This window comes from Streptomyces atratus (genome assembly GCF_014648655.1).
Lineage (GTDB): Bacteria > Actinomycetota > Actinomycetes > Streptomycetales > Streptomycetaceae > Streptomyces > Streptomyces atratus.
The window spans coordinates 1-23,479 of record NZ_BMRN01000059.1 but is presented as its reverse complement, the minus strand read 5'-3'; the positions used below and the strand labels follow the sequence as shown (position 1 = coordinate 23,479).

The following is a 23,479-nucleotide window of genomic DNA, read 5'->3' as shown; positions in this document are numbered from 1 at the left end:
GCCCGGCCGTTGATGGCCAAGGGGCCCGTGGACCGCGCGGCTTGTGCCGACCGCTCATTGGCCCGGTCGTGACCTCGGTCAGTCGAGCGGCCAGGGCCGGGCGGTGGCGCCGAGCCGGTTCCAGGCGTTGATCACGGTGATGGTCCAGATCAGCTCGGCGAGTTCGACCTCGGTGAACTCGGCGGCCGCCCGGCCGTAGACCTCGTCGGTGACAGGGCCTTCGGTGAGACGGGTGGCCGCCTCGGCCAGCTCCAAGGCAGCCCGTTCGCGGTTGGTGAAGAACGGGGTCTCGCGCCACACGGGCAGGGCGTAGAGGCGCTGCTCGGTCTCGCCTGCCGTACGTGCGTCCCGGGTGTGCAGATCGACGCAGTAGGCGCAGCCGTTGAGTTGAGAGACGCGTGACCGCACCAGTTCCAGCAGCGCGGGCTCCAGGCTGACCTTCCGGGAGGCCGCGTCGAGCGCATTGAGTGCGCGGTTGATGTGCGGGGCAAGCTTGTCTACCTGAAGTCGTACAGACGTCACGGAATTCTCCTTCGAGTGGGGTTGTCGGCCTGCAGCGGTCGACGGTCAGTCGACGATGGTGACCTCGCCGTCGCGGAAGGCGCGGTAGGGCACTCCTTCGCGGTCGTAGCGCTCCACGACGTGCTCGATCGGCTCGCTCTCGGGGACCGGTGAGCGGTAGTGGGGAACGAAGGCGTAGTCCAGGAGGCCGAGGCCGTCCCAGAGCGTCGGCAGGCCGTAGGCGGTGACGGCGTCGGCGGGGTCGTCGACGAGTTCGAGACCGCGCAGGCTGGGCGACAGGACGCAGGCGCCCGCGCTCCAACCGGCGTAGACGAGGGCGTCGCGGCGCAGCATGCCGGTCAGGGTCTTGTCGGCACCGCTGAGGGCCATGGCCAGCCGCAGGACGAACGGGTTGCCGCCATGGACCCAGACGACGCCGAAGCCGGACAGACGCTCGGCGAGTGTGCCCGCATCATCGAAGTGGTCCCGCAGGTCCACCTCGGTTGCCTGGTAGCCACGGTCACGCAGCATCGCGACCTCGCGGCCGGTGGCCTGCTGTCTCTGCGGGGCGGGAAGGGCGTCCAGCGCGTTGCCGACGACGGCTGCAGTCCGGGCACCTTTGACGAGGTCGTCCAGCAGCTCGGGGGCGTCCCCGAGTTTCCAGGAGGAAAGGAACAAACGCATGGTCCTGCTCTCGTGACAAGGAGGGGCACAGGGAAAGATCAGGCGGAGACGGTGAGGACGATCTTTCCGGTGGTACGGCCGGTCTCGCCGATCTCATGGGCCTTGGCCGCCTGTTCGAGCGGCAGGACCGTGTCGATGCGCACCCGCAGCAGGCCGGAGCCGGCGAGGGAGGCGATCTCCTTCATCCCCGCCTGGTCGGCTTCGGTGATCATGAAGGTGGAGCGGAGTCCGAGAGCTCGGGCCTCGGCCGCCAGGTGCGCCTCGGCGGGGAAGGCGAGCGAGACGATGATGCCGCCCGGGCGCAGGGTCCGGAGGGAGCGCGGCCCGTAGTCACCACCGATGGTGTCGATCACGACGTCGATGGCGCGGGCGGCGGTGGTGAAGTCGGTGCGGGTGTAGTCGATGACCTCGTCAGCGCCCAGTCCTCGTACGAAGTCGTGGTTGGCGGCGCGAGCGGTGCCGACGACATGTGCGCCACGCGCCTTGGCGATCTGGACGGCCAGGTGTCCGACGCCACCCGCCGCGGCATGGATCAGCACGCGTTGCCCGGGACGGACGTCGGCAGTGTCGACCAGGGCCTGCCACGCGGTGAGCGCGGCCAGGGGGAGCGCGGCGGCCTCCACGTGGGAGAGCCTCGGCGGCTTGATGGTCAGGTGCCGGGCCGGGGAGACCACGTACTCGGCGTAGGTCCCGGCAGGAGCCGGCTGGCGCGGCATGCCGAACACTTCGTCGCCGGGCTGGAACAGGGCGACACCCGGTCCGGTGGCTTCGACCACGCCGGACACGTCCCAGCCCAGGCGGATCGGAGCATCGCCCGCCAGCCCCCCGGTGGCCCGGTGCCACCAGTCGGTCGGGTTCACCCCTGCGGCACGCACCCGGACGAGCACTTCGGCGGGGCCGGGCACCGGGCGCGGCGTCTCAATGATCTTCAGGACGTCCGGTCCGCCGAGGGAGTCCTGACCGATGGCACGCACAGTGAAGTTCCTTTGTGTCTGGCACGCCGTCCGTCGTGGTCCGGCTGTGCGGGTGGAAAGTGCAGAGGCTTCGGGCTCGGGAGGGCGGGCCCGGAGGGAGGGGCAGGCTTCGCCGACGGTCCCGCGGAAGGGGGCGGTTCGGTTCGGTTTGCCCTCACCGCTTCCAGCGGCAGCCGGAAGGCAGTTCACCCGGGGAAGGCCCCCGGGTGAGGGTCGGAAATGCCAGGTGATGGTGGCCTGTTCAGACTCCTACGGGTCTGATGCGCCAACAAGCTGACATAGTGCAACGGTCGTTTAGGTGGATTTAACGTCCGGAGGATCGAGTGCTGGAGCGGCTTGAGCTGGAGGCGTTCCTGACGCTGTCCGAGGAGTTGCACTTCGGCCGCACGGCCAACCGTCTGCACGTGACCACCGCCCGGATCAGCCAGACCATCAAGAGGCTGGAACGCCACATCGGTACGCCGCTGTTCGAACGCAGCAGCCGTCATGTCTGCCTCACCGAGGCCGGCCGGCTGCTGCACGACGATTTGCGCCCGGCCTACGACCAGATCGAGGCCGGGCTGGAGAAGGCGACCAACGCCGCGCGCGGTGTCGGAGGCGTGCTCCAGGTCGGGTTCCTCGGCGCCGCCGCCGGACAGCTCATGGTCCAGGCCGCCCAGCTGTTCGACCGACGTCACCCCGGCTGGCGGGCCCGGCCCAGGGAAATGCAGATCGTCGACGGCCTCCGGCGGTTGCGCGCAGGCGATGTCGACCTTCTGGTCGTGAGCCTGCCGCACCACGAACCCGACATGGTCACCGGGCCGGTCCTGTTCTCCGAACCACGGGTGCTGGGAGTGTCGTCCCGGCACCCGCTCGCCCGCCGTGACAGCGTTTCGCTGGAAGACCTGGCCGCAGTCAAGATGCTGCAGGTGGCCGGCGCGTTCCCCGACTACTGGCGCGCGGACCGCACACCCCACCTGACGCCCGCAGGCCGCCCCGTCGAACCGGGCCCGCAGTTCGAAACGCTCCAGGAAGCCCTGGCTCTGATCGACGCCGGCGAAGGCGCTTTCGTGATGGGCGCCCAGGTGTCGCGCTTCTACGCGCGCCCCGGCGTCGCCTATCTCCCGCTGAGCGATGCACCGCCCCTGGAATGGGCACCTACCTGGCTCGTCACCAACACCGCACCTCAGATACACGCCTTCAACCAGGCTGCCCAGAACGTCGCCGTCCGGGCCTCTCCCGCCGTTCGCAACTGACGCCGATCCGTGCACCGGTTCTGGAAGGGCCTACCTCTTGAGTGTGTTCGGTGGCACGCCGACGAGGCACGGCGGTCCGTCGCCACCGCCCCCGCCTGGCGCCGACGCGGCTACGGCCTCCGTCGTGACCGCCCCATGCAGTGGCTCGCCTCCCAGGGCTGCTCCTCCGTCCGCCTCAACGCGCTCCCCCGAAGGACTCCCCCTCTACGCCCAACTCGGCTTCCGTCCCATTCCCGCGCCGGCCATGACCTGGACCTGCCGGTAGGGACGGCCTTGGCAATCTCCAAACCAGAGCAGGCGGCAAGGAGCGGGTACCGGCCACTTTCGACCGAGCCGAACGCCCGGACGGGCGGGAAGGACCTCCGATGCAGCCCCGACATCTCCCTGTCGAGTTCCTCGACGCGCACCAGATCAACCTCGTCGAGCGCCCTCCCCCCGCCCTGTCACCGCAGGAACGGGGAAAAGTCGACCGTCTCTGGGAGGAGACGAAGGCCCACAACCCCTCTATCTTCGACGGCCCCCTCGTCGCGAGCCTGGGCATCGACCCGCCCGGGCCCGGCCCGTTGGTGGTGCGATGGGCCAGAATGACGTACCGGCACCGGGCCCTGCGGCAGCTCCGGCCGCCCGAAGAAGTCCCCGGGGCCGTCTTCGTCACCGTCCTGTTGCCCACCGAGGACGGACTCGCGGTCGGACGCAGCTCCCCCACCACCGCGACGCCCGGCCGCTGGGCCCTCCCCGGCGGCACAGCGGAACCGCCTGCGGCCGGCCACCTCCTGGACATGGCGTCACTCGGTCGGCATGCCGCCCGCGAGCTGGCCGAGGAACTCGGCATCCACGCCGCCGACGAGAAGCTGCGGCTGTGGGGCCTCACCCGAGGAGCACGGTTCGGCAGCCTTGGCTTCCACTTCCTCGCCCCGTCCGTGCCCAGCGCACTCGTGCGTCGCCGGCACGCGGATCTCACCGTGTCGGAGACGGAGCGTGGAAACGTACCCGAGCTCGACGAGATCGCCTTCGTGTCGTCGGCCGAGCAGGCTGCCTGCCTCGGCTCGGGCGCGGACTACCTGCACCAGGTCCTCTGCCGGTACTTCTCGACCTGAACACGCGAGCTGGTCCGACGCTCCTGTCGACGTCGCCACGTGCTCCCACGCTCGTCTCAGAAATCGAGCCAGCTCCCGGCACCTCCTCGTCACGGACGGGGCAACTCACTGCAGCACACTCACCCCGAAGGGACAGAATCCGTGGACCTCGACGAATTGAAGCGGCAGGCGATCCGCATCCACGACCGCTATGACGAGCTGAACCGTCGTGAGCGCGGCCGAGTCTGGACACGCAGCGAATTCATGCTCGGCTTCATGGGAGACGTCGGCGACCTGGCCAAGCTCGTCATGGCGGAGGATGGCGCGCGAGAGAACCTGGGCGGCCGGGCTGCCCTGGAGCACGAGCTCGCCGACTGCCTCTGGTCGGTACTCATCCTGGCTCACCGCTACAACGTGGACCTCGAACGCGTCTTCCACCGCACCATGGCGGAACTCGACGAGAGGATCAGCGCTCGGCTTTCTCAGGGAGGCGACCCTGTCACGTGAGCCTCGGAGCCTTCCGGCACCGCCATCGTTCGGCGTGCCCGATTCTGCTCCCACTGGGCTCCACCCGTAGGGCCGGTGAGAGTAGGGCGGGGCAGTTTGGAGACGTTCCGGACGCGAGTCTTGCCCCGCTGACGTACGTGACCGCGTCGCCATGCTGAGGGAACTCCGCCGTGTTCTTCAGCCGCGTGGCCGGCTCATCGTGTCCACGGGCCACCCCCGCCGACTGGCTCGCCAACGGCAACAGCTACTTCGACGCCCGCCACGTGGCCGAGACCTGGTCGGAGGGAATGACCCACCGTTACTGGCCGCCAGTCCCTCCAAGCGTGGATCGACGACTTCACCACCGCCGGTCTCAACCACTGACAGATTGTCGAGCACCGCCCAGCCGCCTCGATGGCCCAACAACACCCGACTACGTACGACAAACTGACCCGCGGCGCTTCATCGCCTCGCCTATCGGGCAGCCCGCCGAGGCTGTAGGCCAGCCCCTACCGCTCATGAGGGCGCTGTCAAGTTGTTGAGTATGTCGGTGCCTGACGGCGCGTTGGGGCATGGTGGGCTTGCGGTCCGGGCCTGTGGTCAGGCCGTGGTGGGCCGGCTGGCAGCTTGGGTGATCTGGTCCCGGATCGCGAAGCGGACGGTCATCTCGGCTCGGTGACGTTCGGGCTGGCTGCCTTCTCTGCAACGCGGGGCGACCAGGAGGCCAGCCGGTCCAGTGCAGGTACCAAGCCTTCTCGGTCGTTACTGAGCAGGGCTGCCACGAGCGACACGGCGTCGGCGCGGGGGCTGCCTGCTGGAGCCGGGAGAGCGGCCAGCCCTGAGAGTGCGCGCCGGTCACGAGTGCCACAGAGCGCTGTGAGGGCGGCGAGAGCGAATCGGACGGCATCGCTCTCGTCTTCCCAGCGGGACAGCAGTCTCGGCAGCTCGCTGCCGATGGCCCACCGCGTCAGATATTCAGCTGCAGTCTCCTCCCAGGCGCCCCCGAGTGCGGTGATGCGATCGGCCAGGGAGACTGCGGCTGCCGGCCCCGAAGCAGCGAGCCGCAACAGGTCGCCGAGCAGAACCAGCCGGCTGCCGGGCGCGATATTGTCATCGCAGACCAGCTCCATGAGGAATGGGACAGCCTCGACGGTCGTGTCGGTGCAGGTGCCTTGGTGGGCCGCAGAATCCGCGAGATCGCCGAGGAACTCGCCCGTTGACCCGTAGGGCTCGCCGAACGCGAACTCCTCATCGAGCAGCCACCCCACGGCATCCGGAACGTCCTCCGCGCTGCCGTACATGCGCTCTGCGACCGCCACCACGGCCTGGACTAGCACTGCGGGCTCACCGACCTCACTGCCCTTCCACGGCGGTCCGGCTGGAGGTCGCGCGGGATCCTTGGGCAGAGGACTCGGCAGGGCGACGTTGGCGCCGGCCTGCTCATGGACCAGGCCGTTCCGTGTGAAGACTCCTTCGAAAGTCGCAGCATGCCCCTCGCTGTACCCCTGCTGAAAACCGCCGTGGGCACGGGCTACATGGGCCACCCGAATCCGCTCACTCCGAAAGAACGGTTCGAGAGCCATGCGCTCGTACCCGCTGTAGATGGCCAGCGAGAAGACCTGCCATCACCCCTCCAGCTCCGGGTCCATCGACGGCTGGCCGTACCAGAAGCTCGACGGAACGAACCGGAAGTGATCGTGGACGCGTACTGCCGTCAGACGGTGCCCCATCCCGGACAACTCGGCCGCGGCGGCGCGGGCAGCGTCCTTACTCGGCAGGCTTAGCGTGTACTGGACTCCCCAAGTGGGAGGTGCGGCGGTCATCAGCTGCACTGCCAGGTGAACATCGCCCGCTCGAAGCGCCGCTCGGCGAGATCCTCCGGGCGGATCAGCCAGTACAGGGCTCCGGCATCGCCCCACATCATGTTTGAGGCGTCCTCGCTGTCGAACTGGGCCAGCAGCACCCAGCTGCCCGCCTCCTTGGACAGCCGCGGGTCGTCCCAGGGCACCTCGCCGTCCAGGACCGCCTCCGCGATCTCGATCTCGACCGGGTTCTGCACCGAGTGAGCGTGGCCGCCGATCTGGTGCCCGACCTCGTCGTCGAACTCCCACAGGGCGTCGAGGAACTCCTGAGAGCAGACCGGGTGGTCGTAACGGTTCCCGAGCGGGGCACCTGCAGCGAAGGCGTTCCGAATCCGGGGATGCCAGGGCTCGGCCGCCGTCATCTCCAGCCTCGCGGTCAGCGGCACCACCGGGTACGACTCGACTCCGTCAGGCGTCCCACGTTCCACGACCTCCTCACCAGCTGCCACATAGAGCACACGGGCGCCCGCCCAGCTCTCCCGGTCCTCAGCAAGAACGAGAGCTTCGCCGTCGTCCAGCTGGCCGTCGAAGTAGAAGAACAGCAGCGTTCCAGCCTCGGGTAGATCGATGTCCACTGCGGCCGTCGGTACGCCCGCACAATCGATCGAGGCGACGAAGGAGAGCGGACCATGCCCCTCCCACACCGGCCACTCCGAGGCGGCCGGCAAGGCTGGAAGGCCACCGAGTCGACCCGCCACGTCGTCAGAGCCAGTCGCTACCTCAAGACGCACGCCAGGGCGAAGCAGACCAATCCACTTCTCGGCATCCCCGGGCGTCAGATGCTGCAAGGCAAGGGAGCGAAGGGCATCCCGGGAACCATGTGTCATGCGCCCGATCATGCACGGCGCCACTGACAGAGACCTCGGCGGCCCTCCAGTAGCACGCGCAGCCGCTCAGTCCGTGGCCGTTGACCTCCAAGCAGCGGTGACGCACCCTTCCTCCCAGTGCCACCAGCCTTCCGCTGCACCGTGTTCCAGGAGCTTGCGGATTCGCGGCAGGTCCGCCTCCGGCGGGACATCCAGCGCCACCATCCGGTACCGCTCGATGCCCTCGCCCGTCGTGCCGATCTTGTGGAAGATCTCCAGAACGCTCTGCCGGGCAGCAGCCGAGCCGCCGTCCTTCAACACGATCAGCCGGATCGTGCAGTTCTCTGAGGATCGGACCGTCTCTCCAGCCCAGCGGACGCCCTCATCGTCGATCTCCACCCGGACGATGTCGTCGCTGGCGACTCCGCGTACGAACCAGGGAGTGTTGTCCAAACGCACCGTGCCGTCACCGAGGTCCACCGCCCACAGGCTCTCGACGCTCGCTGGCGGCCAGCCGCCCTCGTCCACATCCATCCGGAAGTGGACCTTCACATGGTCGCCACTGATGCTCGTCACAACACCATCATCCACAGGGGACGATCACCGTTCAGATGAGGCCCATGAAGTCGAGGAGGAACCACTTCTCGTACTCATACCGCTCGCGAAGTGCGAATGTTCCGAGCCAGGTTCGTAGCGCACTCGCCGACCGCGGAATCGGGCTGGCATTCCATCAGTCGCGAGCAACTCCTCGTCCGAGAGATAGAGCACTGGCCGGGCGCCAGCGGCTATGAGAGCCTCGCGGTCGAGTAGAAGCGCCCAAGGCTCGTACGGCCCGCGGCGGGCCAATGCCGTCGCGAAGCAGGACCCGACGAGCGGCATCGGAGGGCTCGCCCAGGCAGACCACAGCCTGGCTCTGGCGGTACGGCACACTCCCGCGAATCTTCCCTTCACGGAGGATGCCCACCAGTCGATCCTCGGCAGTCCCAATCGCATGAGCCGGGGGACGGTCGTCGATGCTTCGAGGGCGTCCCGTGAAGTGAACGAGAGTGCCGGGAAGGTCAGGGTGAATGCCTACGCCGGGTGAGGGCCTCATACGTCTCCTCCGCGGTTCGACAGCAGCAGAGTATGGCCAGGGGCTCGTCGAGGTGAGGCGTGAGCACCGCAAGCCGCCCCCACCCAGTCCTACGGAAATCCTCCGCAGCTAGCATCCACCCGTGCACGTCGAGCCCCGATTCGTCATCGACTCCCCACTTCCGCCTGGGCGGATGATCACGTCCGATGAGGGAGATGGGGAAGCGCAGCCTCTATGGCTCAGTGACGGTTCGGCCACGGGCGAGCTGTGGACGCGGGTGTACGCCGAACACACACGCGCTGGTCTGTGGCCGCTGCTGCTTCACTCGCTGGATCCGAGCGATGGCCAATTCCGCCCGTGGGGATCTGGGGAAATCTTCCCCGAGCAGATGTCCTCCCCGGCAAGCCACGACCCTGCCCGCCTCCTCGCACAGTGGTGGGCGACCTACACGGCCGTCGACGAAGACGACGACATGCTCGACACCGACAGGCGCCTCGCTGTCACGGCTCCGTTCGGACAGACCTGGCCTGGCCTCGCGCCCAGCCGGGAGACCGCGATCAACCCCGACCATCTGGCCTCCGAGTACGCGCAGGCGTTCCTCGCCGACCGCCCACAGACACGTCTGGGGCTGGTCGCCGCAGCGTCCGGTGCGGAGGCGCTGGCGGTCGTGGGCTGGGACGGACCCTGCAACTACGACAACGACACCGCGAAGTTCTCCGCCGTCCTCCGTGACTGGGAACAAACGCGGCGCCGCGCGTCGGCGATCGAGAGCACTGCGACCAGCAGCCTGAACGCCTTGCGGCGTTCGTCGAGGGGTGTGAGGCTGGCGATCTTTCCCAGTTGCTCGTCGATCCGGCCTCGTGAGATCAGCACTGCGGGCGTATGCGTCGGGCGCAGCCCGGCACGGCAGATGCTCTCCGGTGCGTCCTCAGCGACGGCGCGAGCCTGGACGCAGTGATGGCGCAGGAACAGCAGCACCTCGGACTGCTCTTCCTGGCCAAGGCCGTCGAACCATTCGATGCCCTCTGACATAGGGCGCAGCCCCTGCGCGAGCTCGTTGAGCAGGACGTCGCGTTCGTTCATGACTGCCTCCCGTGGGACGGACGCCGCTCCGCCGAGGTGATCAGGATTCCGAGCAGCACCGCCAGATCGGCCGCGCCTTCGGCATCGTCGGCCCAGCGCGTGGTCTGCAATGGGTGAACCTGGTCGAGGAGGACGCCTTCGCGTGCCAGGACGAAGGCCAACGCCAGCATGGCCGCGCGGGCGTTGCCGTCCTCGAACGGATGGAAGAAGAGGATGTCGAGGTAGGTGCGGGCGGCGCGTGGGGGGAGGGGCAGACCAGGTTGAGAGCTCTCGGACAGACATCGCTCGAATCGCGCCCGCGTATCGGGTGCGAGGCCGTAGCGCTCCCGTCCGCCCTTCGCGAAGGCCGGCATAGTGCGGAAACCAACGAGGTCGTGGCCCAGCACGGTCCGCTGCCACTTCGCCATGAGGGCGAAGGTCAGCGGCCTGCCCTGCTCCGCGTCGGCGAAGGCCAAGTCGAGGGCGGTCAGTACTCGCGCGGTTCCCTCGCTGTCCTGCCCGCCTCGCGTTGCCATGAAGAAATTCCGGAAGCCGTCGCGGGCCGGTGCTCCAGAGACGGGGCATGCGTCGCGCCAGGATGGCCAGGAGATCTCCGTCCGGATGAGCAGCCAGTCGGCAAGGCTGTCCTTCGGTTGGCCGGGCCCGGAAGTCATCTGATTCCGCCCACGCCTCTGGCGAACCGCGAGCTCACCGCGTCGATCACCGGAACGTCAGGTGCGATCCAACTGCCGAACCGGCCGCCGACCGCGCCCTCCACGATCTCCTTGGCTCGTTCCTCATCGATGCCGTTGTACGCGAGGAACCATCCGAGCACCTGCTCGCAGTGCCCGTACCAGCCGCTCTCGGCCTGCGTGCGGTCGGCCACCGCGGTGACCAGCCGCGTGCAGGCCCGCTCCCAATGCCAGGGATCCACCGAGGCCGAGGACACGGCCGAGCTCGAAGGCAGCGCCAGGGCGGCAAAACGCTCTGTCAGATCCTCTAGCCAATCACGCCACTCAAGCAGGGCCGCGACGACCAACGGAGCGGTCGCGTCCGCCGTCGACACCGAATGCGACGTGCAGCACCACTCGCCGACGATCCCGCCGTCGGTGTCGCCTTCACCCACCGACCAGTTCCACCCGCAGGCCCACCGGCCGTACCGGTCCACCAGGAACTCGGTGACGGGGGCCAGCGAGCGTCCGCGGTATTCGTCGGCCGCCTCGGGGCTGGGCAGCAAGGGTGCGACAAGACCGGCCAACTCCCGCGCCGCACCCTCGTCCAGCTCGAATGGGTGTCGCGACGGATCTACTTCCGCCCAGGTCAGGGTGTGTGCCCTCAGCTCAGTCACCATGCCACTCTGCCGTGTGTAGCTGCCCTGCCTCCACTCAGTATCGAGAGACCCCCGACACAGAACCAAAGAGTGCTCCGACGCCCCTCGCCACTGAATAGGCGACGCCCTTGTCAGCGCACCTGATTAGGGTGCCTGCCATGGACATGGGACTGCTGACCGTTCCCTCTCGGGTTCCTGGGAGCACACTCGGGCGGCGCGTGATGCGCTCGTGGAACAGGGGGCCGCTGCCGTCGGGGCAGTGCTGGACGTGCTCTGCGACGAGCAGTCGCCCGTCGAGTGGACGGTCTCGGCGGACGTGCTGTGCGATCGGGGAGCCCGCTCTCCAGCCCCTGGCACACGCGTCCGCAGCGGCGAACTCGCCTGAGATCGCGAGAAGAGCCGGGTGGGCACTGGGCCGGCTGAAGGTGGAGGATCCGGGGGCCTACGAACCACTGCTGAATCATGAACACCCGCGCGTCCGGAGCGACGCTCTCTTCGCCTTCCAAGTCTGCGGCGAGGCAGCAGAGAGGTTCGTCGACCGGCTGATCCCGTTGCTGGGAGACCCGGAGCCCGAAGTCCGCCAGCGAGCGGTCTGGGCATTCCAGGCGATCGGTACCGCTGCCGTACCCGACCTGCAGCGCGTGCGCCGCCTGCCAGCGCCCGGCCCCAGGGTGCGGGCAGGTGCGCTGGAGGCTCTCGCTGCCATTGCGGTCCCCAGACGGCCTCGGCTCCAAGGACCAGGACGCCTGGCGCCGACTGACGAAGATCAAACTGCTGGCCGAGGTCCCGGACGGCATGCACCTGTGCTCACGACCCATTTGCGGTGGCCTACGAGACTCGACAAGTCGGCCCGCATTGCCACAAGAAGCCCCGGAACCATGCGCCGCACAGGCGGTTCCGACAGCAGCCATCGACTACTCCCTGCTATGATTCAGTGGCATTTGGTGATCATTGAGAGGTTCTCTTGGCCGCCCACGCAACGCTGCCGGGGGATCCGGCACGGCTGTCACGTCTGAAGCAGGTGTCTCCTGACCTGGCCGACGACTACATGACGCTCGAACTGCTGGCAGCGGGTCTGGCGGGGATTCAGGCCAACCAGCAGAAGGCTCTATGGAGCTCCGCTCAGCCTTCCGGCGACCCCACGGGCTTTCCCCCGGCGTGGAAGGCCGGTGTAACGCGCCTGCTTTGGCGGGCGTTGGAGGACGGCTGCCGCGAGGTGACCTCACATGCGGATGTTTTCCGCTTGTGCCGCGTGCCTCTCGGGCAATGGCCCCTTGCGCTGTGGGTCGCTCAGAGCGATTCCGATCTGCTTCTGATCGAAAACGGTCAGCCGTCGGCGTTTGCCGAACAAGCCGCGCGGCTCCTGCTGTCTAAGGACCCCGAGGCGGAACTGGTCGAGAATCGGTGCTACGAGCTGATGATCGCCGTGGCCGACCAAAACGGGGAAACCGAACAAGAGGTCCAGGACAACTACGTTCAGCTCCGGGGCTTTCTGACGAAGCACGCGGTCGCCTCCGACATCGATCTTCTGGGTCTACTACGGGCGCTCCCCGCCACGGACGCCAACGGGCAGCCGTGGGTGAAGCACTGGTTCAATCAGTGCTACCGGGCTCAGCCGGCCAGCAGCGGCGTCGTACTCAGCTTCTGCGACGGCTGCGAGAACCCGGTCTCCGGTCAGCGTGACTGCGGCACGCCGGGCTGCACGGGCGGTCCGGTAGCCCGAACTGTGGAGACCATGTCCGAATACTTTGTGCAGAACAGGGCTGTTCGGCGCTTCTTCCACGATCCCGGGCTGGCCGAGCAACGGATGTTTGCTGCCCTGGAGCCGGAATTCGGACAGCGTATGCGCCCTTGGTGGGGCATGGACGCGGTGGACGTGGCCATCGACTTCGAAGGTACCGGGAAGATGGGAGTCGGTGAGTGGTGGGCCGCCGACGTGAAGGATCACGCCAGCGCCACACTTCTCGGGCGCTCGTTTCGCTGGAACCCACGTGCTGCCTCGAAGCGGCGGATCCTCGTCATCGCACAGCACCGCTTTGAACAGCCCGACTACGTGGATGACCTCACCACTTCGCTGCAAGGGCGCGTGCAGGGAGTTGAGGTCATGAGTGAGACTGCGTTTGTCGCCGCCGCACTGGCGCATGACGGGCGGCGACGTCGATGAGCCGGGATATTGAAGGCTGGTTCGAAGCGCTGGAAAAGAAGGCGTCATCGTCAGGCGTGGCCGAGACCATCAAGCCCTTCTTGTCGGTCCGTGAGTTCTTCCGGGTCGAGCTCGGGCTGTTCTTCCTGTCCGAGTACGCGCCCGGCCAGCCGGCCACCCTGATGCGCAAGTTGCTCGACGGGTACGCCCTGCCGGGGGCTGGCACCGAGACGGTCGTGCGGAACGTGCGTCGCCGCATGGGGCCTACGGCGCGGGGCGGGCAGTGGAGGTTGCGTCTCAACGACTACTGCAAGGTGCCTGCTCACCTGCGGTTGTTCGAGCTTGACGAGGGTGCCGGGCCGCGCGTGGTTCACGGCAGCGTTCTTCGTCGCCGGGGAAGTTCCACGCTGCCGGAGCGGGAGCAGGCGTATAGGGATGCGATGTCGGTACCCGTGTCCTACAAGGTGGAGGCGGGTCATGAACCCGCGTCACCGGGGATGCGGGTGCGGCTCAAGCGAGCGGACGGCAGCATCGTCCGTTTCCGGATTCCTGACTGGCTAGAGGAGGCTGCACCCGAGCGTCGTCTGGAACCGAAGACGCACAGAACCAGGCGTCCCTTCCCGCAGCTTACGGAGGACGACTTCCGCCAAGCCGCCAAGGAGATGGATCAGCGGCTCAGTACAAGTGAGCGATACCGTACGGAGAACTTCACCGGCCGTGTAGGGAGGATGGTCTTTTCTCGCACGGACAGCAAGGCCGGATGCCTGACAGACGGCCTCGGCATCTTCACGATCGACGGACTGGCTCACGTCGTGGGCCTGATGAACTCGGGGAAGACCACCTTCAACGACGTTCTGGTCAAAATCTGTACCGACCGCGGGCTCAGGGTCGGGTACCTGGTCTCCTCCGTCGGGAACGCACTGGAGAAGGTCCGTTTCTTCCGGAGTCTGGGCATCGACGCCGTTCCGTTGATCGGCCACAGGAACCGTCCCGCGCACGTGGAACGCTACTGGGACGACCTTCTCTACGTACCGGACGACGGCCAGGCGCCGCCCCTTCCGGACGGCAACGACGAGGTCGCTGCCTTCACTACAGACATCTGTCTGCTGGACAGTCTTCTCGAACCCTCCGGTCCCGTTGCCACACCGCTCTCCATGGATGAGCGTCCCTGCCGGAACAAGCTACGTGTCGACACCTCGGGCAAACGAGCACCGATTGTCGACTGTCCGCTTCTCGCGGTGTGCCCGGCACAGGCAGCTGTACGCCGAATCCCTACGGCACAGGTCTGGGTGGCGACGCCAGCCGCCCTCCTCGCCAGCAAGGCGGAACCCGCCTCCTACAAGACGCAGTGGGTGATTCCTGCCCAGCACGAACTCGACCTCCTCGTGGCCGACGAGGCCGACCAGGTGATGACGCAGTTCGACAAGGCGTTCATGCACCACGAACCGCTGACGAGTCCCGACGGCTGGAGCAGCCGCATTGCGCTGGCCTGGCATGAGGGGCTGGCGCGCACGTGGTACCGGCCGATGGCGGACCGGCAGGGGCGGCGATATCAGCAGTACGCGACCTATCACGCCGAAGCTCTGGCCGGGTTACTGCCGCTGCTCATGAGGCCGTCGGCCGAGGGGCACGAGGAGGCCCGGGACGCGGGCGGCGAGCTCTTGGAGGAGGTGACGGCTGACGGGCCGTTCAGCGGGCACACCCTGCTCATGCGGCTGGCGCGGGCCTTGCACGGCATCACCAGCCGAGTCGAAGAGCAGCAGCAGTCGCACCTGTGGGAGCGAGCCGAGGAGTACTTCCATACTCACTTCGCCCGTCTTGTCGAAGACCCCTTCGGTTCCCCTCCCGCCGGCCTGAAGTTGCTGGTCGACACGATGACCTCTGGGTACGACACCGAGAAGAGCGCCGAGGAGGTAGCCCAGGACTGGCTCACGCACCACATCCCCGAGGACATGCCCCACCCCGGCGATCGCTTGGCCGAGCTCGCGCGAGTCCTTATCGCGGGCTGTTGGAGTGCCCGCGTCACGACCACCGTGTTCGAGCTTTCCCACATGCAGGAATCGCTCCGCGCGCTTATGGCCGTGGAGGACACGAACAATCTGCTCGCCCACCAGCCGAGGCCAGAACTGCTCGCGGTTGTGCCCGAACAGCCGATGGGCAACATGATGGCCCTCCAGTGGACCCCCAGCCCAAAGGAGGGCAGAGGATCGCTGGACTTGCTGTGGCTTCGCGGGGTCGGACGGTGGCTGCTCTATCACCTGCACGACATGCTTGCCTGCGAGGGAGTCGAGGGCCCGCACGTGCTGCTGTCCTCAGCGACCAGCTACAACCCGCTCTCCGCCCGCTACCACATCGACGTCCTCCCCACACTGATCCTGCACGAGCCTCGCGACTGTGCCGCTGCCATCCGGGAAAGCAGGTTCTATACTCGCCCGCGGCGGCGCCCGGGACACGAACGCGGCATCTACGTCTCAGGAGCCGGTGGCCGCGGCGCCCGCCAAGCCGCCGTGCGAGCAATGACGGACGCGGTCTGCACCCCCGACCCCGGAGCGGCCCTGTCTCTCCTGGAGCAGGTACTCCAAGGCTGCGACCCCGAGCGCCGAAGAGCTCTGTTCGTGGTGCTCAGCACCGAGGACGCAGCCACCAGCGCCCACTACATGAACACCCGGACAGCCGTGCGTGCCGTGCACGTCGTACCCGACCGCCGGGCGCCCGGGCTCTACGGTCTCAACCATCGCCGCATCTCTGCCTTCCCAACGACCGATGCCCAGGTCATGGCGGCTGCCGAAGGCTCTGCCGGCCGCGGCCACAACATGCTCAACAGCAACGGGGTCGCCGCGATCCAGGCCATCTTCTACCTGGCACGCCTCCACCCCCCGCCCACCGATCTCTCCTTCCCTCTCGCGATTCTCAACGCCCAAGCCATACAGCGCCTTCTGAAGCCGGTTCTGTGCGACACCCCCGGCACCGACGCGGCGGGCGAGATGAGGAAACTGGCGTACGGCGCCCGTGCCACCTGGGGCACGATGATGGGCCGCCCCCTCAACTTCCGGGCGATGAAGGACGACTACCTACGCCACGCCTTCATCTCAGACCAGTCAGCTTCCCTCTACCAGACAACCGGCCGGGGGCTGCGCGGCAATGTGCCCGTCCAGGTCTACCTCCTCGACGCGGCATTCGCCCCGCGCGCGGCAGACCCTCGCGACACCGCCCCGGACACCGAGCGAACCAGCGTGCTCATCGCCTGCCGAGAACTCACACGCCGAATGCTCGCCGATCCAGGGCCGACAGCCGACTCCCACGTGCGCCTCAACCATCAGATCTACACCGCCACGTGGAGTCTGCTGGGGCTCCTCCTCGACACCATCGACTGGGGATAACAGACATGACCGAAGCCGACAGCGCGGTAACGGATTCCGGCAAGAAGAAGCCGCCACCTCGGTACGACCACATCATCACGCCCGGCTTCGTGGCACGCCGCGGAGCCACACTGCCCATCACCGTACACACGGCGAAGTTCCCACCGTCGCTCCTGGCACGGCTTGAACGCGCCTGGAACAGCAACCCGAAAGCGCGCTCGCCGTATCTGCCGACCTACGCCCTGCGCGAGCTGATCGAGCAGGTGGAACCCGCCGTCCTCGCGGTCGAAGGCCGGTTGGGAGACGGTCCTTGGCTCCACGCCATGCGAACGCCCCAGAACGAGCTTCCCCTGCAACTGGCCCTCGAATTCTGGATCACTACGCACGTCGCGCCCCACCAGGGCGACGTCGACTGGCCCACCATCGTGAAACGCGCCCTGCCACTGGAATGGGAGCAGGCAGAGGTGGACCTTCTGGCGCACGGAAGCGCAGCAAACGGAACAGCAACCCCGCACAGCAGCACATTCTCCCTGCTTGCCACCTACATTGCCGGATGCTGGGTGGACGAAAAGCTATCCCTGCCAGGGCACACCGCGGAAGGCTTCTCAGTTCTTGGCCAACTGACCGACCGCGGTGAGCGCAGCATCTACAGCTGGCCACCCCGAGAACTCGACGATGACGGGGCCTACGGCCTTTGGACCCACCGGACAGCACTGCGTGTGGTCTCCATGCCCCACGACGGCCGACTCATCCTCCGAGCCGTTCCCCACATCGCCCGCTTCGGCGGTACCCAGCCTGCGTACATCCCACGCCGCGGCGACAGCCCTGCCACGGCCACCATCCTGCTCTACCTGGCCAAGGGCGCACTGCGTGACGCCGAGCGCCCCATGCTGCTCCGCGCACCGGTCACAGTCAGCGGCAAGAAGCAGGACATGCGGTGGCAGTGGCAGCCTGGCATCGCGCGCATCCTGCCCTCCCTCCCCGCCAGCAACCGCTACCCCAACCCCGAGGAGGTCCGAACAGACCCCCGCCGCGCCGCCGGCATCAACCGCAACGCCGATAAGGACAAGGACCCCACCGCGCTGCTGCTGCACGCCACCGGCTACACCTACCTCACCCGGACCGACCTCGCTGACGTCCAACCCGAATTCAGCACACACGGCCACCCTGCGGAAAGCGGCCTGCAGCCCATCGACCACCTCACCCTCTTCGAGCACCTGAAGGAACCGCTCGCAAAGCTCAACTTCGACCCGCTCCCCGCCCTGGACAGGACACCTCAACGCCGAGCCCCTCGGCTCACCCAGGCATGCGAGGACGCCCACTACCACTTCGAACTCTGGCACTGCGCACCGAAGACCTACCAAGCAGTCCATCTGGCCCTCACCCGGCTGCTCAACTACCAACACCTCGGTGCACGCAGCACAGAACCCGACGTTCACGACTATGCCGGACCCACCAAGATCACACTGGTCCTACGCAATCCCGGGACCCTCGTCTCCGGCCTGCCCAAGCCACCACCACACGCGGAACCAGAAGCCCGCAAGGCTCACCGAAAGCAGGCACGGGAGCAGCGAGCCGAAGCACTGCGCAAGGAATTCCCCGAAGCCGACCACATGATCGGCTGCCTCGTGGAGATCGACAAACCAGTCAACTTCGCCATGGCCGGAGAGGACGACCCCAAGCGGTTCCTGAAGGACACCCTGCCGGAGCTGAACCGGCACGTGCAATGCATGCACCCGGTCACAGCGGCTCCCAAGCCCGACGCCAAGAAGGCCGGGCTGAAGCCCTTCGAGGACAGCGACATCCGCTGCGAGGACGTGCAGCGTGCCGCTTCCTCGGCGAAGGACCTCCTGCGCTCGCTCGGGCATCTGCCCCGCCTGCCCGCACCCCGCAGCGTCAAGGACCGCTTCGAACTAGCCACCGTGCACGTCGCCCAGGCCGGGTCATGGATCGTCCCCTTCGTCCTGCGCATGGACACCGACGGCAACACGACAGCCCAACTCGCGGCGCGCCCTGGCCATCCGCACGAAGCGCCCATCCCCATCGAACACCTGCCCCGAGCCCTGACCTCCGGGCGAGGACGAATGCGGCGACGCGACAAGGCCCAGCTGAACGACTTCATCACCCAAGCACTCGCAATCGACTCCCACACAGAGCGACTCTTCCTCGCCCGAGCGCAGACCCTGCGCAACAAGGATGTGTGGTCCTGGCTGCAGAATCCCCACATCACGCCGGACTCGCTCCGGCTCCCTGGCGAAGACTGCGCCCACCCCAACCGCGCCGAAGGCCGCCGCCCGGAGGACCTGCCCGGGCTGCGTATCGTTCGCGTCAACGAGGAGTCCTACGAGATCCCGCTGGCATTCGGCGCCAACCTCAAGGACGAGACCGATAACCCCGCCACCGACGACTCACCCGACGTGGCCATCGGCGAAGAGGCGCACTCGGAGCCGGCATCCAGTGCAGCCGAGCTGCCATACGAGGAGTGGGGCAGGTACTCCGGCGTCGTCCCGTGGAACGACCACGCCTTCCTGGCAATCAACCCAAGGCCGGATACGCATCAGCTGCCCAAGACCGTCTCCAAATATTCGGCAGACGAGCAGAACGCCACCCGCCACGGAGCCAACCCCACGTCCCTCGAGATCCACGTCTCCTTCAAGCAACCCCGTGACCACGCCGCCGACCTGGCCGCGTACGTGAACAACCTGCGCAGGTGCCACCTCCACACGGACACCGCAACCCGCATGCCGCTGCTCCTGCACCTCGCCAAGCTCATGGAGGAGTACATCAACTGAAGCCAGAAGAACGCACACCCGAAAACCCCTGAGCCATACCACGACATCCCGCTCGGACCCAGGCCCAGGCGGATCCATTCAGCAGCGGTAAATTTGGTGGCGGATCCCCGGTTGCCCAAACCGGGGATCGCTGGGCCGCATCCTGAATGGTCCACCGCCACTCGCTACCCATATGTCGAAAGGCGTTACCACGACGACTCCGTACACCGCGTGCTCACTCGGTGTAGGCCGCCGCTACTGAACTTGATCGGGTGTTGTCGGGCATACACCTCATCGTGCTCCGCATGCCTTGCGCGATGATGTGATCGTGTTCCCAAGCGATCGGAATCCGGTTCGTTGCACGGCGCCGGGACCGCTAGGGTCAGGCGGGTGAGTGATCCTCAGCCAGTCGTATGGCTACTTACCGGCATGCCCGGCTCAGGTAAGACCACCTTCGCGAAGGCGTTGGCACGAGGCGGTGTCGTCCGTCTGTCAGTGGATGAACAAATGACAGCCCGGCATGGACGGATCGGCAAGGACCACGCCGAGTACGAACACCTCGCGCTTCAGGCTCCCGTGATCGAGGACGTTCGGCGACAGCTTGTCGCACTCCTACGGGAAGGCCGTTCGGTAGTGCTGGATCACGGCCTGGGCACCCGTGCGGTCAGGGACGACTACAAGCAGCTGGTCACGGAGTATGGCGCCAGGTGGCGGCTCGTCCACTTCCAGGCTGATCACGATGAGTTGTTGCGGAGACTGGCCAAGCGGAACAACGAACAGGAACATGGCGTGATTTCGCCAGAGACGCTGGCCTGGATCGCCGAGCACTCTGAAGCCCCTGCGGGTGAGGGTGAAGAGCCCCCGGCACTTCCAACCTCAGCCTGACAAAGATCCCGGGCTGAGAAGGCTGCCGGTCACACAGGTCCATCCCGGTCGATAGCCAGGCCAGATCAGGTGTCCAGCGCCAGGTCGGCGCCGGCAAGGCATCCGTCGATGAGGTGCGGCCGGTACTGGATCTTCCTGAGGCTGCGCTTCACGGCGGTGGCGAGCTGGTCGAGGTTCGCGGCGGCAAGGTTGCCGATGGTCCGTTTCACCAGTGACCAGATGCCTTCCTGCGGGTTGAGGTCGGGTGCGTAGGAGGGGAAGTGGAAGACGGTCAGCCAGTCCTCGTTCGCGGCGATGAAGTCCTTCATCTGCGGCATGAGGTGGGTGCGCAGGTTGTCCCAGACCAGGACGATGGGGCCTTTGAGCTGGTTGTGGGCCCGCACGATGAGGTCGCGATAGTCCTGCCAGGTGAAGCCCTTGGGCTCGCCTTTGCGGCCCCGGTGGACGCGGAAGCTGTAGATCAGCCGCGACCGCTCTCCGGAACGGAAGCAGGTCATTCCCGCCATCGAGACCCGTCCGGAGCCCCGGCCCCGGACGCGGACGACGGGCGTCTGGCCGATGCGGCCCCAGGACCTTGCGCGTGGCGGTTTCAGCGACTGGCTGGCCTCGTCCTCGAAGACGATCCAGGCTCCGCGGGCCGCCGCCGTGCTTTTACCTGTGGCCACACCTCCTTCTTCCACAACTCCACTGCCCCGTCGTCACGTTCGATCGCCCGCCGAGCCGGCTGCTGCCAGGACCAGCCATGGCGTTTGAGTAGCCGCCACGTCCCCTCCACTGTGTAGCTGACGTGGAACAACCGTCCGATCAATGTCTTCACCCGGGCCAACGTCCACCGCTGGTCCGCCCAGCCATGGGCGAGCGGACCACGCTCCAACTCCCGCTCCAGCCTGGCCATCTGGCAACTCGACAGCCTCGGACGCCCAGGCGAGCCCTTCGACCGGACCCCCTCCCGGCCCCGCTCCCGCCACTGCCGACGCCAGCGCTCCACCGACCGTTCGCTCACCCGAAGCGCGACCGCGATCTCCCTGTTCTTCGCGCTGCCCTCGAAGAGACCGACTGCCTCCAGCCGAACCCGCTCCCTAGCAGCCCTCTTCACGTCGTTCAAGCCGCCGCCCTGCGCGTATCTCACAAACCACAATTACCGACCAGTCCCACGCACTGTCAGGCAAATGCCCCGACATCACTCAATCAAGTTCAGTAGCTCTTTACGCAGCCAAGTAGCTCGCCCGAAACAAATCCTGAGCCCGTTCCAGGTCCCACTCCGTGCGCAGCTGCACTTCCAAGTCGCCCGTGCCGTGGTGCCCGAGACCCGTCACGTCCCTGGTGAAACCGGGAACAAGCCCGACCTGTTTCGGGTCGGCCTTCAGGTAGACGAGGAGCTTGGTCTTCTGCGGTGGGCAGACACAAGCGAAGTTGCGCAGCTTCTGATAGGCGGCATACTGCTTGCGCTGCACCCGGTTTACGCCGTCCCCGAGCCCTAGCAGCCTCTCGTCCACCGCCGCCGACAGCTCCGCCAGCGCCCCATCCTGCCCACAGACAGGTGGCGCCTCGACTGCACGTCGCCGCACCTGCTTCGTGGTGGACGTCCGACCGGTGACCGAAGCCACAGTCTCAAGGCCGAGGAGATCCTTACCAAAGAATCGGTAGCGGACCAGGTCGACGCTGCGCCGGTGCTCGCGCACCGCGTGCACGTCGTAGCGCGTGAAGTCGCCAGCGACACAGATCAGCCTCGGCCCGCTCCACAGCACCTGGGACGCGGCCGTCAACCCGAGCCGGTCACGGACCAGGTGCTCGAACTCGCTGCGGTGGTCCACCATCCACGAGAGGTAGAACAACCCCTGGTGGATCACTCCCGCGTCAGTCGAACGCTTGTACTCGACGATGACCGGCGACCCATTCTCGTCGAGACCGAGCGAGTCGATCCGGCCACCGTGAACCGGCCCGGTCCCGTACTCGCTCGCCAGGAAGCGGACACCCAGCAGCGTCTCCATGTACGCCTCGACGAGGCGCTGTACATCTGCCTCGACCTCAGCAAGACGCGGCACGACCTCGGCCACGCCGCTATTCGTCGCATTCGTGCGGAACAGCTTCAGCCCCGACACCTTCCCCTCCTCGGCTCGGGGATCGTCAACGCCGAGCCGGGGCCGGATTATTTCCGTTGAGGCTTCGAGGGCGTGAAGGTGGCATGAAAGACTACGCCCGGGTCGCTGATGAGCACCCGCGTCCCACAGTTCCCATGCGCCACCAAATCCCACATGCGTCCCACAAAACGCATGACGCCCCGTCATGTGGCGGGAAACCCACAGGTCAGAGGGCATCCATCCGGGATAGCGCAGGCGCCTTCCAAGCGCCCGCTCCATTCGTCGCGATTTTATCGACCAGTCCTATTGGCAAGGACCCACGGCAGCCCCGCCACTCGTTCGCGGGACGATCCCTCGTCCGCAGGGGTTACTCGGCCCTGCTCGTGAGCCTGCGTACCTACCTCGGCCTGCCCGAGATACCGGCCGCGCCGCTGATCTCGGCCTCCCCGGAGAGCCACCGCCACTTTGGGGGGAGTGGAGCCACCGCTCCGCGAGGGTGAGGAGTTGCGATCCTCGGTCGCCCCGGAGGACGACCGCCACCTGCTCACCGACCATGCCGCGTGCATCGCGGAGTGGTTGCGATCCACGGTCACCCGCGCGGCGTTCGCCTTCTCCGTGTGAGCCAGGACCAGATGTTGCGGTCCTCGGTCGCCCCGAAGGGCGACCGCCACGCGGTTCAGCTGGCACAGGATGATCACTGTGATGCCGTCGCGATCCTGGGTCCCCCGGAAGGCGACCGCCATAAGCCGTCGATGCCAGCGTGAGGGCCGTGAGCGTTGTTGCGATCCTTGGTCGTCCCGAAAGGCAACCGTCACCAGCGATCGATCTGGTGCTCACCCTTGGTGTAGCCCGCGTTGCGCTCCACGGTCACCCCGTACGGCGACCGCCACGGGCGGGCCGGCGCTTTCGGTGCCGGTGCTAACGGAGTTGCGATCCTCGGACGCCTCTCACAGCGACCACCACTGCGCGCCACGCTCCTCGTGCACCGCGACCCCACCGTTGCGGTCCTCGGTCACCTCGAATGGCGACCGCAACCGGCAGGTAGTAAATGGGCGTTTCCCCTTGATCGTGGACACCCTGATCATTGGATCGTGAAGATCCATAGGACAGGAGTTCCCGTTGGGGACATCGAAGTACTCGCCTGAGTTCCGG

Annotated in this window: 21 protein-coding genes and 1 pseudogene; 10 read left to right on the top strand and 12 right to left on the bottom strand. The window is 67.0% G+C overall.

Going from position 1 to position 23,479, the window contains the following annotated elements; translation table 11 throughout:
- Window positions 1-78: 78 nt before the first annotated feature.
- Genes IEZ15_RS38925 through IEZ15_RS38915 form a run of 3 tightly spaced genes read right to left on the bottom strand, consistent with a single transcriptional unit; the run spans window position 79 to window position 2,159 of the window.
- Window positions 79-522 (bottom strand): carboxymuconolactone decarboxylase family protein, encoded by a 444-nt coding sequence (locus IEZ15_RS38925; protein WP_189281744.1) that lies wholly within the window; start codon window positions 520-522, stop codon window positions 79-81.
- A 45-nt stretch (window positions 523-567) separates the two neighbouring features.
- A complete protein-coding gene (locus IEZ15_RS38920) occupies window positions 568-1,185 on the bottom strand; it encodes a Type 1 glutamine amidotransferase-like domain-containing protein (protein WP_189281743.1) in 618 nt (205 codons plus the stop codon).
- 38 nt (window positions 1,186-1,223) lie between these two features.
- Complete coding sequence (locus tag IEZ15_RS38915; RefSeq protein ID WP_189281742.1) at window positions 1,224-2,159, bottom strand: NADP-dependent oxidoreductase; 936 nt, start codon at window positions 2,157-2,159, stop codon at window positions 1,224-1,226.
- A gap of 323 nt (window positions 2,160-2,482) precedes the next feature.
- Here IEZ15_RS38915 and IEZ15_RS38910 point away from each other — a divergent pair, with 323 nt between their 5' ends.
- The 3 genes from IEZ15_RS38910 (at window position 2,483) to IEZ15_RS38900 (ending at window position 4,977) form a co-directional block, all read left to right on the top strand.
- Window positions 2,483-3,394, top strand: coding sequence for a LysR family transcriptional regulator (locus IEZ15_RS38910; protein ID WP_189281741.1), 912 nt, complete (start codon window positions 2,483-2,485; stop codon window positions 3,392-3,394).
- A gap of 365 nt (window positions 3,395-3,759) precedes the next feature.
- Window positions 3,760-4,491 (top strand): NUDIX hydrolase, encoded by a 732-nt coding sequence (locus IEZ15_RS38905; RefSeq protein WP_189281740.1) that lies wholly within the window; start codon window positions 3,760-3,762, stop codon window positions 4,489-4,491.
- Between the two features lie 141 nt (window positions 4,492-4,632).
- On the top strand, window positions 4,633-4,977 hold the full coding sequence (locus tag IEZ15_RS38900; RefSeq protein WP_189281739.1) for a MazG nucleotide pyrophosphohydrolase domain-containing protein: 345 nt from the start codon (window positions 4,633-4,635) through the stop codon (window positions 4,975-4,977).
- A gap of 641 nt (window positions 4,978-5,618) precedes the next feature.
- Here the strand turns inward: IEZ15_RS38900 and IEZ15_RS45790 are convergent.
- From IEZ15_RS45790 to IEZ15_RS38885, 3 genes are all read right to left on the bottom strand, one after another.
- Window positions 5,619-6,224 (bottom strand): hypothetical protein, encoded by a 606-nt coding sequence (locus tag IEZ15_RS45790; protein ID WP_229846422.1) that lies wholly within the window; start codon window positions 6,222-6,224, stop codon window positions 5,619-5,621.
- Between the two features lie 554 nt (window positions 6,225-6,778).
- Entirely contained in the window at window positions 6,779-7,486 is a 708-nt protein-coding gene (locus IEZ15_RS38890; protein WP_229846421.1) for a YwqG family protein, read from the bottom strand.
- Between the two features lie 225 nt (window positions 7,487-7,711).
- Window positions 7,712-8,200, bottom strand: a complete 489-nt coding sequence (locus IEZ15_RS38885; RefSeq protein ID WP_189281737.1) for a DUF4265 domain-containing protein — start codon at window positions 8,198-8,200, stop codon at window positions 7,712-7,714.
- Between the two features lie 689 nt (window positions 8,201-8,889).
- Here IEZ15_RS38885 and IEZ15_RS46915 point away from each other — a divergent pair.
- Window positions 8,890-9,381: pseudogene (locus IEZ15_RS46915) on the top strand (DUF4253 domain-containing protein); the annotation flags it as partial.
- 5 nt (window positions 9,382-9,386) lie between these two features.
- Here the strand turns inward: IEZ15_RS46915 and IEZ15_RS45780 are convergent.
- The 3 genes from IEZ15_RS45780 to IEZ15_RS38870 all read right to left on the bottom strand — a co-directional run bounded on the left by IEZ15_RS45780 (window position 9,387) and on the right by IEZ15_RS38870 (window position 11,109).
- Window positions 9,387-9,779: a DUF5958 family protein gene (locus IEZ15_RS45780; RefSeq protein WP_229846420.1), complete on the bottom strand. Its 393-nt coding sequence runs from the start codon at window positions 9,777-9,779 to the stop codon at window positions 9,387-9,389.
- Window positions 9,776-10,294, bottom strand: a complete 519-nt coding sequence (locus tag IEZ15_RS38875) for a Fic family protein (protein WP_189281735.1) — start codon at window positions 10,292-10,294, stop codon at window positions 9,776-9,778. Before IEZ15_RS38875 ends, IEZ15_RS45780 begins: the two co-directional genes overlap by 4 nt.
- Window positions 10,295-10,428: 134 nt before the next feature.
- Window positions 10,429-11,109: a hypothetical protein gene (locus IEZ15_RS38870; RefSeq protein WP_189281734.1), complete on the bottom strand. Its 681-nt coding sequence runs from the start codon at window positions 11,107-11,109 to the stop codon at window positions 10,429-10,431.
- Between the two features lie 137 nt (window positions 11,110-11,246).
- On the opposite strand from IEZ15_RS38870, the gene IEZ15_RS47435 reads away from it, so the two are divergent.
- The 5 genes from IEZ15_RS47435 to IEZ15_RS38845 all read left to right on the top strand — a co-directional run bounded on the left by IEZ15_RS47435 (window position 11,247) and on the right by IEZ15_RS38845 (window position 20,246).
- Entirely contained in the window at window positions 11,247-12,104 is an 858-nt protein-coding gene (locus IEZ15_RS47435; RefSeq protein ID WP_373302722.1) for a HEAT repeat domain-containing protein, read from the top strand.
- Entirely contained in the window at window positions 12,053-13,252 is a 1,200-nt protein-coding gene (locus IEZ15_RS38860; RefSeq protein ID WP_189281732.1) for a restriction endonuclease-related protein, read from the top strand. The genes IEZ15_RS47435 and IEZ15_RS38860 overlap by 52 nt, the downstream gene beginning before the upstream one ends.
- A complete protein-coding gene (locus tag IEZ15_RS38855) occupies window positions 13,249-16,611 on the top strand; it encodes a pPIWI_RE_Z domain-containing protein (RefSeq protein ID WP_189281731.1) in 3,363 nt (1,120 codons plus the stop codon). Before IEZ15_RS38860 ends, IEZ15_RS38855 begins: the two co-directional genes overlap by 4 nt.
- Before the next feature lie 5 nt (window positions 16,612-16,616).
- On the top strand, window positions 16,617-19,382 hold the full coding sequence (locus IEZ15_RS38850; protein ID WP_189281730.1) for an RNaseH domain-containing protein: 2,766 nt from the start codon (window positions 16,617-16,619) through the stop codon (window positions 19,380-19,382).
- Between the two features lie 369 nt (window positions 19,383-19,751).
- Entirely contained in the window at window positions 19,752-20,246 is a 495-nt protein-coding gene (locus tag IEZ15_RS38845) for a P-loop nucleotide/nucleoside kinase family protein (protein ID WP_189281729.1), read from the top strand.
- Window positions 20,247-20,311: 65 nt separating this feature from the next.
- On the opposite strand, the gene IEZ15_RS47745 is transcribed toward IEZ15_RS38845, so the two are convergent.
- Window positions 20,312-21,375, bottom strand: a protein-coding gene (locus IEZ15_RS47745) for an IS630 family transposase (protein ID WP_444545167.1) whose coding sequence is annotated in 2 segments (ribosomal slippage) — window positions 20,312-20,928 and window positions 20,928-21,375 — 1,065 coding nt in all. Because the reading frame shifts where the segments join, the coding sequence is not laid out codon by codon here.
- A 76-nt stretch (window positions 21,376-21,451) separates the two neighbouring features.
- Window positions 21,452-22,348 (bottom strand): DUF5655 domain-containing protein, encoded by an 897-nt coding sequence (locus tag IEZ15_RS38830; RefSeq protein ID WP_189281726.1) that lies wholly within the window; start codon window positions 22,346-22,348, stop codon window positions 21,452-21,454.
- A gap of 453 nt (window positions 22,349-22,801) precedes the next feature.
- Between IEZ15_RS38830 and IEZ15_RS38825 the strand changes: the two genes are divergently transcribed.
- Window positions 22,802-22,948: a hypothetical protein gene (locus tag IEZ15_RS38825; RefSeq protein ID WP_189281725.1), complete on the top strand. Its 147-nt coding sequence runs from the start codon at window positions 22,802-22,804 to the stop codon at window positions 22,946-22,948.
- Window positions 22,949-23,274: 326 nt separating this feature from the next.
- Here IEZ15_RS38825 and IEZ15_RS45775 read toward each other — a convergent pair.
- Window positions 23,275-23,479 (bottom strand): hypothetical protein (locus IEZ15_RS45775; RefSeq protein ID WP_229846418.1); only part of this gene is annotated, 205 nt, incomplete at its 5' end.

Coding starts and splice junctions, on each gene's coding strand:
- IEZ15_RS47435 (WP_373302722.1), top strand. CDS start 11,247: ATGGACATGGGACTGCTGACCGTTCCCTCTCGGGTTCCTGGGAGCACA.
- IEZ15_RS38855 (WP_189281731.1), top strand. CDS start 13,249: ATGAGCCGGGATATTGAAGGCTGGTTCGAAGCGCTGGAAAAGAAGGCG.
- IEZ15_RS38905 (WP_189281740.1), top strand. CDS start 3,760: ATGCAGCCCCGACATCTCCCTGTCGAGTTCCTCGACGCGCACCAGATC.
- IEZ15_RS38870 (WP_189281734.1), bottom strand. CDS start 11,109: ATGGTGACTGAGCTGAGGGCACACACCCTGACCTGGGCGGAAGTAGAT.
- IEZ15_RS38850 (WP_189281730.1), top strand. CDS start 16,617: ATGACCGAAGCCGACAGCGCGGTAACGGATTCCGGCAAGAAGAAGCCG.
- IEZ15_RS38920 (WP_189281743.1), bottom strand. CDS start 1,185: ATGCGTTTGTTCCTTTCCTCCTGGAAACTCGGGGACGCCCCCGAGCTG.
- IEZ15_RS38875 (WP_189281735.1), bottom strand. CDS start 10,294: ATGGCAACGCGAGGCGGGCAGGACAGCGAGGGAACCGCGCGAGTACTG.
- IEZ15_RS45780 (WP_229846420.1), bottom strand. CDS start 9,779: ATGAACGAACGCGACGTCCTGCTCAACGAGCTCGCGCAGGGGCTGCGC.